The organism is Chryseobacterium sp. Tr-659 (assembly GCF_011752975.1).
Lineage (GTDB): Bacteria > Bacteroidota > Bacteroidia > Flavobacteriales > Weeksellaceae > Chryseobacterium.
Window position 1 is genome coordinate 370,600 of the sequence record NZ_VWWP01000003.1, and the last position, 13,363, is coordinate 383,962.

Annotated in this window: 13 protein-coding genes; 12 read left to right on the plus strand and 1 reads right to left on the minus strand. The window is 35.1% G+C overall.

Annotated elements, in window-relative coordinates; genetic code table 11:
* Positions 1 to 63 precede the first annotated feature (63 nt).
* From F3J23_RS09275 to F3J23_RS09330, 12 genes are all read left to right on the plus strand, one after another.
* Positions 64 to 1,101 (plus strand): patatin-like phospholipase family protein, encoded by a 1,038-nt coding sequence (locus F3J23_RS09275; protein WP_167027403.1) that lies wholly within the window; start codon positions 64 to 66, stop codon positions 1,099 to 1,101.
* A 157-nt stretch (positions 1,102 to 1,258) separates the two neighbouring features.
* Entirely contained in the window at positions 1,259 to 1,498 is a 240-nt protein-coding gene (locus tag F3J23_RS09280; RefSeq protein ID WP_167027406.1) for a hypothetical protein, read from the plus strand.
* Between the two features lie 247 nt (positions 1,499 to 1,745).
* Positions 1,746 to 2,504 carry a leucine-rich repeat domain-containing protein gene (locus tag F3J23_RS09285; RefSeq protein ID WP_167028150.1) on the plus strand — a complete coding sequence of 253 codons (759 nt, stop codon included), beginning with the start codon at positions 1,746 to 1,748 and terminating at the stop codon, positions 2,502 to 2,504.
* Between the two features lie 14 nt (positions 2,505 to 2,518).
* Positions 2,519 to 3,688, plus strand: a complete 1,170-nt coding sequence (locus F3J23_RS09290; protein WP_167027409.1) for a hypothetical protein — start codon at positions 2,519 to 2,521, stop codon at positions 3,686 to 3,688.
* Between the two features lie 30 nt (positions 3,689 to 3,718).
* Positions 3,719 to 7,438 (plus strand): hypothetical protein, encoded by a 3,720-nt coding sequence (locus tag F3J23_RS09295; RefSeq protein ID WP_167027412.1) that lies wholly within the window; start codon positions 3,719 to 3,721, stop codon positions 7,436 to 7,438.
* Positions 7,439 to 7,508: 70 nt separating this feature from the next.
* A complete protein-coding gene (locus F3J23_RS09300) occupies positions 7,509 to 8,726 on the plus strand; it encodes a LysM peptidoglycan-binding domain-containing protein (RefSeq protein ID WP_167027415.1) in 1,218 nt (405 codons plus the stop codon).
* A gap of 1 nt (position 8,727) precedes the next feature.
* Positions 8,728 to 9,381 (plus strand): hypothetical protein, encoded by a 654-nt coding sequence (locus tag F3J23_RS09305; protein WP_167027418.1) that lies wholly within the window; start codon positions 8,728 to 8,730, stop codon positions 9,379 to 9,381.
* Between the two features lie 62 nt (positions 9,382 to 9,443).
* Positions 9,444 to 9,908, plus strand: a complete 465-nt coding sequence (locus F3J23_RS09310; protein WP_167027421.1) for a hypothetical protein — start codon at positions 9,444 to 9,446, stop codon at positions 9,906 to 9,908.
* Positions 9,909 to 10,089: 181 nt separating this feature from the next.
* Entirely contained in the window at positions 10,090 to 11,010 is a 921-nt protein-coding gene (locus F3J23_RS09315; RefSeq protein WP_167027424.1) for a helix-turn-helix transcriptional regulator, read from the plus strand.
* A gap of 55 nt (positions 11,011 to 11,065) precedes the next feature.
* Positions 11,066 to 11,680, plus strand: coding sequence for a hypothetical protein (locus F3J23_RS09320; protein WP_228455310.1), 615 nt, complete (start codon positions 11,066 to 11,068; stop codon positions 11,678 to 11,680).
* Positions 11,680 to 12,276, plus strand: a complete 597-nt coding sequence (locus tag F3J23_RS09325; RefSeq protein WP_167027427.1) for an energy transducer TonB — start codon at positions 11,680 to 11,682, stop codon at positions 12,274 to 12,276. The genes F3J23_RS09320 and F3J23_RS09325 overlap by 1 nt, the downstream gene beginning before the upstream one ends.
* Positions 12,277 to 12,278: 2 nt before the next feature.
* Complete coding sequence (locus F3J23_RS09330) at positions 12,279 to 12,710, plus strand: nucleoside deaminase (RefSeq protein WP_167027430.1); 432 nt, start codon at positions 12,279 to 12,281, stop codon at positions 12,708 to 12,710.
* Between the two features lie 108 nt (positions 12,711 to 12,818).
* Here the strand turns inward: F3J23_RS09330 and F3J23_RS09335 are convergent, their stop codons facing one another.
* Complete coding sequence (locus F3J23_RS09335) at positions 12,819 to 13,346, minus strand: GNAT family N-acetyltransferase (protein WP_167027433.1); 528 nt, start codon at positions 13,344 to 13,346, stop codon at positions 12,819 to 12,821.
* Between the last annotated feature and the right edge of the window lie 17 nt (positions 13,347 to 13,363).

Below are 13,363 nucleotides of genomic sequence, written 5' to 3' on the forward strand. Positions count from 1 at the left end.
ATCAAGAGGTTCCGCAGATGTAAGATTGCATGTGTCCTTTTAAAAAACAATTAAAAATATCACATGAAAAAGACAACTATTCTTTCTTTGGACGGGGGTGGAATAAGAGGAATCATTACCTGTATTATTCTACGTTACATAGAAGAACAGCTCCAGTATTATGATAAGCCGACTGCCAAACTCGGAGATTATTTCGATCTGGTAGCGGGCAGCAGCACCGGAGGTCTGATTGCTTCTATTATTCTCTCTCCCGATGAAACCCGAAAAGCAAAATATTCTATTCAGAAAGGATTGGAATTATATGCTGAAAAGGGCGGTGACATCTTCCAGGTTTCTTTTTGGGAAAAGCTGGTCAATCCTTTCGGATTATTGAATGAAAGAATTTCTCAGGAAGCACTTGAAAAAAACCTGAACGACTTTTTTGGAAATTTAGAATTAAAAGAATTAATTAAACCATGCTTAATAACAAGTTATGACATTGAAAACAGAAGAGCAAAGCTTTTCAACTCATGGGAAGCCCATCTCAGCACAGATAATTTTTATGTAAAAGATATCTGCAGAGCCACCTCAGCTGCTCCTACTTATTTCAGCCCTGTACAGATCAAATCCATGTACGGACAGATTTTCAGTCTGATTGACGGAGGAATGTTTGCGAATAACCCTGCACTGTGCGCTTATGCAGAAGCCAGAAAAATTCCTTTTGCGGAGGTGTTGAAAAATCACCAGAAAGCCAATCAGCCAGGAGTAAATGATATGATCATGATTTCTATCGGAACAGGAGTTGAAGCCAGGCCTTATTCATTTAAAAGATTACAAAAATCCGGAAAAATTGGATGGGTAAGCCCAATAATTGATATTTTAATGTCTGCCAATGCAGAAACCGTAGATTACCAGTTGGGTCAAATGTTCCAGACTTTAGGATCTAGGAACCAGAAAAATTATTACCGTCTGAATCCTTCACTGAAAAATGCTTCCCCGGCAATGGACAATGTAAGAAGATCCAATATTGAGAATCTGATACAAGCCGGACTTAGTTATATTGATGATAACAGAGAAATATTGAATCAAATTGTTCAGAAACTCATCAAAAACAAAATATAAGCTTTTTACCTTATAAATAACGTATATAAGCTCTAAAGATTATATTTAAAAAATTAAAAAATATTTTTAAACACGTCAAGTTTTGTCGCTTTGCTCCATTACCTTTGGAGTATCAAAAAAGACACAAAACAACAATCAATAAAATTTTAAAAAGCCTTTGAATTCAACATTCACCTATGCTGAACAGCCTAAAATATGTTCAAAAAACAACCAACACCTTAGAACATACAATATGGAAACACCTGATCACAATACAGATATACCCTTCGATGAAGATCTCTATACCATAGAATGGAGTGACATCGAAAATGCAGAGATGGACTATGAAAACTATCTCAATGACATTGAAAGCTTCTTCAGAGAAGATTTTGAAGAATCTGAAGAAGAATCCTTTTAAGATAAAAACTAATATACCATAAGTTCTGATGCTGTCCGACATTCTCTTAAAGTCTCTATAATATACTCTCAGCAATCTCATTAAACATTCTCAACACCTTTGAATTCACCATTCACAAAATGTTGGACAGCCAGAACTATATCTGAAAACCAATACACATGAAAATATAATACAACTGTGGAAGTACACCTGTAACCACACAAAAAAAGGTGAACATTAATCAACGTAACCAATCACACAATCTTTTATGAAAACAAAAGAAGAATTAAAACTCTATTTCGAAAATGGAGATATCCCCAGACAGGAAGACTTTTGGGCATGGCAGGATTCCTACTGGCATAAGGATGAAAAAATTGACACAAGAAAAGTAGCAGGACTTGAAAACGGCACTTATAATCTCGTTTATTCAGAGATAGATGCACAGGGAAATGCTTCAATGGAGTCTTTCTTTAAAAGAAAATTAGTCATAAAACCTGGTACATTAAAAATTCCAACGTCTTTTACAATGGGTGTAGTTATAACAGAAGTACAGATCCCTGATGGTATCATCAGTATTGGTGAGAATGCTTTTGCAGGCTCACAGATCACTTCTCTTGTTATTCCTGACAGTGTCTCTGAAATTAAAAGTCTTGCATTCTCAAGCAACAAAATAAGTTCACTTCGGCTTCCTGAAAATATTTCAGTTATCGGATATGGAGCATTTGCGGGAAATCAACTTGCAGATCTACGAATTCCAAAAGGAATTAAGGTAATAGAAGAATCAACATTCAGTTCTAACCAGCTGACTTCTGTAACTATTCCTGAAGGCGTTACTGAGATTAAAAATTATGCATTCGGAAACAATCTACTGACTTCCGTAAGTATAGCTAAGAGCGTTCTTACAATTCAACAGGGGGCTTTTTCAGGGAATAAACTCACTCAGGTAATATTAGGCGAAAACACCCAGTACTATCCCTATTCTTTCGATCCTGAAGTTCAGGTAACCGGAGGCAAGCTTATCAATTAAATTATTAAACAAAAATGAAAACAAAACAAGAATTAAAACAGTATTTCGAAAACGGAGACATTCCAAAACAGGAAGAATTCTGGGAGTGGCAGGAATCTTACTGGCATAAAGATGAAAAAATTCCGCAGGATAATATTGCTGATCTTAAGGAATCTTTAAAAAACAAACTCACCAAACCTCAGCTGGGAACCGGATTCTATATTGTAGGTTATAATGATGATCCGTACTTTATAAAAATCAACCTTCAATCTTATTATCTTACCTCATGGAACGGATCAAGTTTTGTCAGCAGTAATGTATACAGCGACAGAGGTAAAATAGGAATAGGAACGAATATGCCTACAGAAATCCTTCAGGTAGAAGGAAATATCAAATCTCAGGGCATGATTCTTACCAATCCGCAGTACATTCCTGCACAATCCGGCAATACTACCAAAATTCTTGCCTTAAAAAATGATGGAACTGTTGGATGGACCAATCAGACTTCCGATACTCAAAATCATATTCCTTTAACGGGAACGGCTGATAACAGCCCTTTAACAGGTTCTATTCAATATCAAGGCGGTGATACAACAGGATATAACTCATTCGGGTTTTATAACAAGCTTTCTAATAATGAAAAAGCAGGTTTTGATATTCAGGATGATGGCTCTTTAAGTCCACACATCTATTGGATTGGGACGGATAATAATAAAACAATGTTAAGGGTATATCATGATGATGTGGCTATATTTTCTGACAGTCCTTCATTCTCAGGTTTAAGAGGTGGAAGTTATTATGGAGATTACTATACCAATGAAAGTTATATCCAAAAACAATACGCAGATAAACAACATTCTTATACTACAAAAGAAGAACGAACGGGAGGAAAATGGATCAATAAAAAACCAGTTTACAAAAAAACTTTGTTTTTGGATCAGATTCCAAGAACAGGAGAACTTCCAATTGACAAAATTTTTGAAGATGTAGAAGTGATTGTTTCCAATCAGATGTTTACCGAATGGTATGCGATGGATGTAGCATTCGCAGGCAATCAATGGATGACCAAAGCATTCATCACACTGGAAAACAGAAAAGTAAGATTTGAACTCAAGGGCGTTACTGACTATGACTATTCTTTGATCAATTCCTTTACCCTTACTCTTGAATACACCAAAAAAAGTGATGGTCCCGTATATTCTTAATTAAAAACAAAACATAACAAAATATTAATAATGGCAACAAACGATACCCAAAATAATGCTTCTCAAACTCTTTTCAGATTTGTAAGTTTAAGAAACCCACAATTAACAGAAACCAAGGCCCTGAACTTAGGTTTCATCCATAAATCTTCGAAGGTTACAAGTACTTTTGATGCAGTAATAAATCCCGGAGATACGGCTCTTTTAAAGTTCAGAGCCATGGAACGTGCTGCAAAAACCTTCGATTCTACAGGATATCAGTCTGAAAGAGAAATTGAAACAGGGAGTTTTGCAGAAGCACTTAAAATTGGTAGAAAAATTGCAAAAAAAGAAATTCTTTCTTCTGCTGAAGAAATTTCAGCGAGAAACCTTTATAACAATAGTGCTATCCAGAATAAGCTGGGACAGATCTGGGACAATCTAATCTATCAGACCGTTACCCAAAAGAACTTTTACGTAAAAGAAGCTTTGATCCACATTTTAAAAGCCCTTCATTTCGGATATGTGACGGATCTGCCTGTAACTCCTGAATTGACAAAGGTTAACGGTGATGATTTAAAAGCCAAAGCTTTGGAAGCCAGAGTTGTTCTTCCTATGAAATTCTTCGGAGACGGCTATGAAGGAGAAGGATCTAATCCCAACCCTAACACTACAGGAAATGCTTTCCAGGTGAATGTTTCAAAGATCGGAGATGGTGTAATTAACGGAACGGCTCTTTCATTTGCTACCCAGCAACAATTAAAAGATGAAGGAAACAGAATTTCAGAACTTTCTTTCCTTTCTTTTGAAAAAGACAGCTTATTGCAATTAAGATCCGAATTGGAAAGCATCCAAAAATCTTTCTATAATCTGAGAGCAAAAGCATATGATGCTGCATTAAAAGCATATCAGGAAGATCATCAGGCAGAACTTGAGAGATATAACAGTAAGCTTGAGGATATAAAAGCCCAGATTGCAAAAGGAGGATTAACACAAGAGCAAATTGATGCTCTGTATGCTTCATTGGATCAGTTCAAAGTAGCTCCTTTCGTGTTCGAATATAAAAACGAAATTAACTTCGGCGATCTGAAAGAGAAACTTTCATTGGATTCTTTCAAATTATTCATCAATATCTTCACGAAAGTAACTACAGGGCAAAAGCCTGCTGATGGGTTTGATTTTTCATCCATCACAGTATTAACCGATAAAACCCTTAAATTGGGCAATATCGTAGTTTCCATCACTGATGAGTATGATACTTTCCCTGAGGTATTTGAAAAACTGGAAGAAGATCTTTCTTCAACAATGCAGTCTTTATTCAATAAGACCCCTTCTCCTGAACAAACCTATGCAAGTGTAGGAGGTGTACTAATCCCTGTTGTTGATTCTTACAGCTCTGCATCCCGCATCGTTTCCAGATCATATTACCTGAAAACATCTTACGAGCCATTGTCTTCAAGAATGCCTGCAACCGTTACGTTCTATTATCAGGCAGAAAGTAATGCCTGGGGAGCTGCTTCCGTACAAATCAATGCCAGCACAGATTTAGGATTATATGAAGAAACATTCTCGAATATCAGTGTGGTAGATAACAAAGTGGCTTTACCGCTTTTATTAGTTGATAAGTTTGGTAAATTCATCAGATCGTTAGATATAAAAATCTATTTCAATAACGGAAAAGAAGCTTCTTTAAGACTTACTGAAATTGAAATTAACAAGTCTCTCACAGGAGTTTTATATACTGAGGATGCAAAAGATGACGAACAGATTGAAAACCCTTCGGATGGGAATACTTCAAACCCCGGAGTTTTCATTCCTAAACATTTCGGAGTAAAAAGATTAGGTATTGCCGATTATTTAAAGGTAGAACAAAGTGTTCATGCCTATGTTCCGGGAGAAGTTTCCAATATCGAAAACGTAATGGCTAGCGAACTGCGTCATAAGTCTTCTGTATCCAGAGATTATTCTGAAACCATTGACACGACTTCAGAAACTATTGAAACGGAAAAAATTTCCGATACATCAAGGGCTGAAAGAGCTGAGATGCAGACCGAAGTTGCAAAAGAACTTGAAAAACAGCGAAGCTTTACCGGAAGTACCCATTTTGGTTACAGCGGAGGTTATACCCTTGATATCTCAGCGGGTTATGCCAACAATACGGCACAGCACGACAGTACAAGACAAGCTGTGGCTAAATCTCAGGAGATTACAGAACGTGCAATGGAACGTGTACTTACAAAAGTAAACAAAGAGCGTGTTCAGAAAATCATCAGAGAATTTACGGAAACCAATGTTCATGAGTTTGATAACAGAGGAAGCAAAACAGGAGTTCCGCCACAACATATTACCGGAGTATACAGATGGGTAGATAAGAAGATGAAAAATCAGGTGTATAACTATGGAAAACGTACCATGTTTGAATTCATGATTCCTGAGCCTGCCAGATTACACACCCTGGCAACAGCTACTTCCAAAGCTAATACTTTAACACAGCCTGTAGATCCAAGAGCTTCACAAGATAAATGGATGATGCCTACTCCTCAGAAAGCTACAAAAGAGCAAATTGAATACTGGGCAGGAATTTATAATGTAAAACTGACTGAACAACCAAAGTCTCCTATCAATCTGATTTTAGGACAACAATGGGAAAAAGTAGACGGAAACGGAGAATTCAGACACAGAACTATTGATATTCCTGATAATTACGAGGCCAGCGCAGTTAAAATGTTTTATGGTTTCGAAAGAGATTCAAGAGGCAGAAGTGTTTTATATGTTAACAACTTTGCCGGTGGTACCGCTGCTTTGGAAAACTGGAATAACTCTATTGACAGTATAGCTTACTTTACACCGCAGAATGTTACCGGATCATATGATTTCGTGTACAGATGTGAGAATATTGATTCTGTTAATATCGCTTTTGAAATTACGTGTAAGCTTTCTGCTGCTTATTTACAATCTTGGTTCCAGGAAAACTTTGCTGCAATTATCAAAGCTTATGATGAAGCTTATGCTGTATTTTTAGAGAAACAAAAAGAATTTGAAACTAAAGCGAAGGAAGAAGAAGAAAAGAATAAAGAGAAACTCAGTACTAATAATTTCTATCGTGATATGGAATCTGTTATTCTGAAACACAATTGTATCGCTTACCTGTTACAGGATTATGGTGCACTGGGTGTCAACTTTACCAACGGAGCAGAAAGAATGCAGGATTTCAGCATTGTGTTAAGTGATGATCTTGAGCAATATACCGCTTTAGCCAAATTTATGGAGCAGGCTTTCGAATGGAGCATCATGGATTACACATTCTACCCATATTACTGGGGAAATAAAGCGAAATGGCAGGAAATGTATCTTTCTCAAAGTACAGATCAGTTGTTCAGAAGTTTCCTTCAGGCAGGTATGGCCAGAGTAGTGGTTACTGTAAAACCAGGATTTGAAGATGCCGTACAGTTCTTTATGTCAACAGGAAAGATCTGGAATGGCGGTGAAGTTCCTGTAATCGGAGATCCTTTATACATGTCTATTGTGGATGAATTGAGACAGCCGACAGGAATTGCACAAGGAAAATACTGGATCACAAGAATTCCTACTACTTTAACTATCCTTCAGGCTGAATCTGTGGGGTTAAGTGTAAGCGCTGATCAACCATTACCAATCTTCCCGGAAGATAATCCTGAAAACTGTGAAAATCCGAAAGAGCTGGAAACAAAAACTTCATTCTCTAAAGATAATATCAGAATGGAACCTGGAGATAAAGCCACCACACTTTCTTAATCTTAATTTTTTTAAATAAATGGCGGCTAGACCGCCATTTTATTTCCTTTTAACTTTTTAAAATTAAAAAATGAGTATAGTAAAACCATTAGGCTTAAAAAAAATTTCTCCTCTGGGAAAAGAAGATAATACCAAAAATGTTAGTTCTTTGTTTCATGTTGTTAATCCCGGTCAAAGCTTAGCACGTATTTCAGAATTATACAATATTTTCCCAAGCGAACTAAAGCAGCTTAATAAATTAGCAGATGACAAGGTATATCTTGGCCAAGTTCTTAAAGTAGACAGAAAAGAACTGATAAAGGAATTTGAAAAAAAGAATAATGAAAAAGAAGCAAAAAAGCCCATAATCAGGAAGAACAAAAACCTTGATAAGTTAACAACTGATGCTCCTAAATATATTCCAACATTAAATTCTACATTTCCACATGAAGAATTTAAAATGAGAGACAGATACTATATGGATTTCGGATTTACGGAAAACCGTTTAATATATGATGAGGACTTTAAAAGTGATATCAACTTTTGTATGAATGCTATATGCTGGATAGAACATCATGAATGTTACGATACCTACGAAATAGATACTATAAAAGATCATTTCATATTCGTAAATGTCTTCTATATGAACAAATTAGGAAAATTGGTTTCTGGAAAACAAATTCACCTTGACTTTAAAACCCAATCTCAGAAAGTTCCGCAAGGCGGATTCTATGCCTATGAAAAAAAATTATTGACACCCATCAATAAAAAGATCTTCCCCTATCTTTCTGAAGGAAAAGATTTGCATAATGAAGTTTTCATAGAAAAAAAATATAAATTTGCAACAGGTGCTGAAATACCTATAACCAACAATAACAGAGCTTATAAAGAATTAATAAATGCTTCTACGAGAAACGCATGTGGCGACACCAACCATATTTATGCATTAGTAGGAGAAGAAAAAGAAAAGCTGGAGGAAATTTTAGACTGGATTTCAATTGCTGCAATTCCTGTTGAAATCCCTCTTAAGTTTGTAAAACCACTACAAGGTTTGCTAGAGATTATTGCATACGCAAGTGATGTAGACTCTAAAACTAAGATAATTGATAAGTTTTTTGATGAAAGAGGTCCTATTCCACTTTCTCCTATTTATCATGATTTTTATGAAAAAGCAGATGTCTCAAATGGATCAGGAACACCTATAGGCGGATATAGACAAATATTAAGAAGCTCTGAAAAACTGGATGAAGATTTTATCATGGGAGAAGTATTAGAACTTTTACAAGAAGATTTAATTAAAAAAAAATAATATGAAAAAAATATTAAAATTTTTGGGAGCTGCAGTAGCTTTAATTTCATGTAACGACAAAAAAGAAGTCGCTTTAACTGATGTACAGCCTAAAACTATAAATGAGATCAGAAAAATGTCATTATACGAGTATAATAACATTTTACCTTTACAAACAGCATCCGAAAAGAATATTTTTTTCTCAAATATCAAACCTGATAATATCCGTAAATATAGAAGTACCAAACCTTTAGGGCGACTGGTTTATACAGAAGACCCTAAAGTTCTTGAGTATTTCGACAAAGAAAATGATAACAAGTTTGTCTATTATCATTACAGAAATGACAGCCTTATTTCTAAAGTATATCTTGTGGATAATTTACTTGTAAATAATTCGGGTTCACAAAACAAATCTACAATTACCAGTCTAGATCAGTTTAAAAATTCATTAAACTCTTCAAATATTAAATATTCTGAAAAGGATATCTATCAGGATCCGGCCATTCAGCAGAAATATAATCTTAACTCTATGGTGAAAATTGACGGAGAAAAAACATTTTTGATAGATAATAAATTTCCGGCTATTGTATACGCTAATAACAAGCTATTTTATGTCGAAATAATTTATAATAAACTTTCCAATGGAGAGAGATACAATTGGATGTTAGAAAAATAAAAAGGTAATTTAGGATATTATGATATCCTTCATTTTGAAAATACAGAACAATTTAAAACTGTATGATGAAAAAAAAGTTGCTAATAAAAAGTATAATCATCTATTTCTTATTATATCACATTGTTTTTGAATATCTAATCAATTTACATGGTTTAAAGTATGAAAACTTGTATACTCCTTTAGGGCGTATTTTTAGAAAGTTCATGCTAAACCAGAATATATATTATAATTTTGATATAAAAGATTTATTAATTTTTATTTTCAATTTAATTGTAAGTACCATTTTATTTATTGCTTCTTATAAATGGGTTTTAAAAGAAAATTTCTTAAAAGCATTTTTTAAACTAATTATTACTTTTTTATTGATTAATTTAATCTTGTTGTTCTTCTTATATGCCGGAGGTATTGGTTTAGCAACTATTCCTGTATATGTTCTCTTTTTCTTGAAGCCCATGTCAGTTATGGTTTTAATAATCGCCCTCCTTCTTTGGATTAACAAAAGAATGATAGAAAAGAATTATGCTTAAAATTAATATCAGAATATTTTGACCAATAATTAATAAGCCACAGAATTCCTGTGGCTTATTTCTTTTCAAAATCTTAGCACAAAAAATAAAACACGACACGTTTTGTCGCATTAACCGCATATATTTGTCTTATAAAACTTTACCATGAAACGCAGCTCTGCTGCAATATAAAAATAGAGAAATGAAAAAAGATTTTTATCTGACAAGATATGCCTTAATTATAAAAAGATTAGAAAGTTCTCCCGCTACCTATTCGCAGCTGGAGGACTATCTTTTAAACTCTTTTGAATTCCAGGATGCGGGAATCAAAAGCTACTCTATCCGTACCTTACAAAGGGATATCCGTGAGATTTCAGATCTTTTCAATCTGGCTATTCACAACAAGAAAAAAGGAGACAACCGTTATTATATTGAAAGCCGCCCAATTATGGAAGTGGATGAATACAACCAAAAGCTACTGGAGTCTTTTCAGGTAAGCAACGCATTAAATCTTCATCCGGATTTCTCAGATTTTATCTTTTTTGAAAGCAGAAAACCCACCGGAGTGGAAAATTTCTATGACCTCTTCTTTGCCATCCGCAACAAAAGAGTGGTTACTTTTGAGCATTACAACTACAAAAACAAACTGATGACCTCCAGGAAAGTTCATCCTTTGGCATTAAAAGAATCCAAAGACCGCTGGTATCTTATCGCAATTGATACCAAAGACAAAGTATTAAAATCTTTCGGGCTGGACAGGATCAATTATCTGGATGTGGCCAAGAACCAATTCAGGGAAAAATACAAATATAATTTCAGAGAACATTTTAAAAATGCCTTCGGTGTTATGAATCTTACTGAACAGAAACCGCAGAACATTGTACTAAAATGCAGCAGACATCAGGGAGAATACATCAGAAGCTTCCCGTTGCATCAGTCTCAGAAAGAAACCAGAGAAACCCCTGAAGAAATTTATTTTGAGTTTTTCCTTCACCCTACTTATGACTTTATGCAGGAAATTCTTTCATATGGAAAAGAGGTAACTGTTTTGGAACCGAAATGTTTAGTTGATGACATCCGAAATCATCTGCAGGAGTCATTAAACCGCTATCTTGAGAGTTAATAAATAATCATCGGGAGTCATTTTTTTTGGTTATATTTACATAAATATACCCTTATTGAAAACTTTATTCATCGTTATCAGCTGTTTTATATCTTCCTTTTTGCTATCGCAGCAGAAAGAAGAATTCAGGCTTATAAAGAATTATTATAACCAGCACAGAAATATGCTGAATAATGAATTCAAGAAGAAATTTGACGCTGAGTCCAATTCTTTAAAAAAAGCCGCTATCAAAGGAGATTTCCTTTTCTTTATGAAAAAGATGGACAGTATTGAAAATACGGCACTGATAGGTGCTCTGTTAAAAGTAAGGAATCTGGAAGATCTTCAGAAAATAAAAAAAACAGAACAACCTTCTGAGAAGTTTTCAGCCGTAGAAAAGGTAGCTGATTATCCCGGCGGGCTGAATTCTTTGAGGCAGGAAGTCGCCAACCTGCTCTATGTTGACGGAGTATATTCTGAAGAGAGAACAGTAAAAACAGATGTTGCTTTTATTGTGGAAAAAGACGGAAGTGTAAGCAATGTACATGCCCAGGGTAATAACTTCACCTTCAACAGGCAGGCTGAAATTGCCCTCTATTCTCTTGCAGAAAAGTTTTCTCCGGCTATGATAAAAGGAGATCCCACCACCTATCATTTTAAAATTCCTTTAACTTTAACTATAACCGAATAATGAAGAAATATTGCAGCTTATTTCTGCTTCTTGCTATCAATTTTTATTTCTCACAGCAAACTGAAGGCCTGAAACGTATTAAAGAAAAGTATGATACTCAAATTCAGGAAATAAAAAATAAATATGCAGAAGACAGCCTTAAGGTTTCTTCAAGAAAACTTGCCAAAGTTACCCTGAAAAAGAATGATGATATATACAATCTGAATGCTCAGAGGAATAATGAATATCTGGAAGAGGCAGCAAAGATAAAAGCAGCCTATAAACCTTCTGAGAAACAATCAGGAAGCAAATCAAAAAGTGACAATGAAACATCTGCCAAACATCTTGATGGCGCGGAGTCTTTCAAAAAAGAAATTTCTGACAACATGTACACGTATGGTATTTCTCTTAAAGGAAAAGTTGAATCCCGCGTATCATTTGCCATAGAAAAAGACGGGAGTATTACTTTTGTCAATGCCAAGGGAAACAATGAAAAGTTTAACAAGCAGGCTGAACTTGCCGTACTGCTTACCCAGAAAAAATGGGAACCTGCAACAAGAGATCATGAACCTGTAGTTTCTTACATGGGCTTTCCTATTTCTTTAAATTTCGATTAAAAATGTTTACTGACGAATATTATATGAAAATGGCGCTGCAGGAAGCAGAAGCTGCATTAGAAAAAGACGAGGTTCCTATTGGCTGTATCGTAGTTTCCAACAATCGTATCATTGCCAGAGCACACAACCTTACGGAAACATTGAACGATGTGACTGCTCATGCAGAAATGCAGGCCATCACCTCAGCAGCCAACTTTTTGGGAGGGAAATATCTGAAAGACTGCACACTCTACGTTACTATGGAGCCATGTGTAATGTGTTCCGGAGCCCTTGCGTGGTCTCAGATATCAAGAGTAGTCATCGGAGCCAGGGATGAACAAAGAGGTTTCATTAATAAACATCTTTCCCTACATCCAAAAACAGAGATTATTACAGGAATTATGGAAACAGAATGTTCCTCTATTGTTAAAGATTTCTTTAAAAGTAAAAGATAATCTTGTATCAAATACATTAGATCATAATATAAAAAGCGGAGCGTATTTTTCAATATGCTCCGCTTTTATTGTCTAGAATTTTTAATCTTTATCAATATTTTTCAGGAATTAATCTTTAAAAATACAATATCTTACAAGATCGAAGTATTCTCCGTCTTTCTTTGCTTCCTGTTTTAAAACGGCTTCCTGCTCCATTCCTATTTTTTCCATAATTCTTCCGGAGGCCGGATTGTGAAGAAAATGAGTAGCAAAAATTTTATTGAATCCTAATTCATTAAATCCAAAATTTACAATGGCCTTTGCAGCTTCAGTTACATATCCTTTGTTCCAGTAGGGAATTCCTATCCAGTAGCCTAATTCTGCTTTATCATCGTCTCTGTCATGAATTCCTACGGCTCCTATGATCTGTCCTTCTTTATTTCGGATACCGAAAGTATATCCTGTGTTATTCTCAAAAGCCTCCTTAGACATTTTCAGCCAGAACTTTGCATCATTTTCCGTATAAGGATAAGGAATATTTGAAGTAAGATCCGAATAAATCCTGTGTTGAAGCAGCTCAACAATAAAAGGAATATCTTTCTCTTCCAGTTGTGAGAGAATAAGCCTTTCTGTTTCTATGATCGGGAATTTGTCCATTTTTTAATAGGGTTGAA

Excerpts from the sequence above, each read along its gene's own strand:
- F3J23_RS09315 (WP_167027424.1), top strand. The coding sequence starts at position 10,090 with ATGAAAAAAGATTTTTATCTGACAAGATATGCCTTAATTATAAAAAGA.
- F3J23_RS09305 (WP_167027418.1), top strand. The coding sequence starts at position 8,728 with ATGAAAAAAATATTAAAATTTTTGGGAGCTGCAGTAGCTTTAATTTCA.
- F3J23_RS09295 (WP_167027412.1), top strand. The coding sequence starts at position 3,719 with ATGGCAACAAACGATACCCAAAATAATGCTTCTCAAACTCTTTTCAGA.
- F3J23_RS09300 (WP_167027415.1), top strand. The coding sequence starts at position 7,509 with ATGAGTATAGTAAAACCATTAGGCTTAAAAAAAATTTCTCCTCTGGGA.
- F3J23_RS09330 (WP_167027430.1), top strand. The coding sequence starts at position 12,279 with ATGTTTACTGACGAATATTATATGAAAATGGCGCTGCAGGAAGCAGAA.
- F3J23_RS09275 (WP_167027403.1), top strand. The coding sequence starts at position 64 with ATGAAAAAGACAACTATTCTTTCTTTGGACGGGGGTGGAATAAGAGGA.
- F3J23_RS09285 (WP_167028150.1), top strand. The coding sequence starts at position 1,746 with ATGAAAACAAAAGAAGAATTAAAACTCTATTTCGAAAATGGAGATATC.
- F3J23_RS09335 (WP_167027433.1), bottom strand. The coding sequence starts at position 13,346 with ATGGACAAATTCCCGATCATAGAAACAGAAAGGCTTATTCTCTCACAA.
- F3J23_RS09325 (WP_167027427.1), top strand. The coding sequence starts at position 11,680 with ATGAAGAAATATTGCAGCTTATTTCTGCTTCTTGCTATCAATTTTTAT.
- F3J23_RS09310 (WP_167027421.1), top strand. The coding sequence starts at position 9,444 with ATGATGAAAAAAAAGTTGCTAATAAAAAGTATAATCATCTATTTCTTA.
- F3J23_RS09290 (WP_167027409.1), top strand. The coding sequence starts at position 2,519 with ATGAAAACAAAACAAGAATTAAAACAGTATTTCGAAAACGGAGACATT.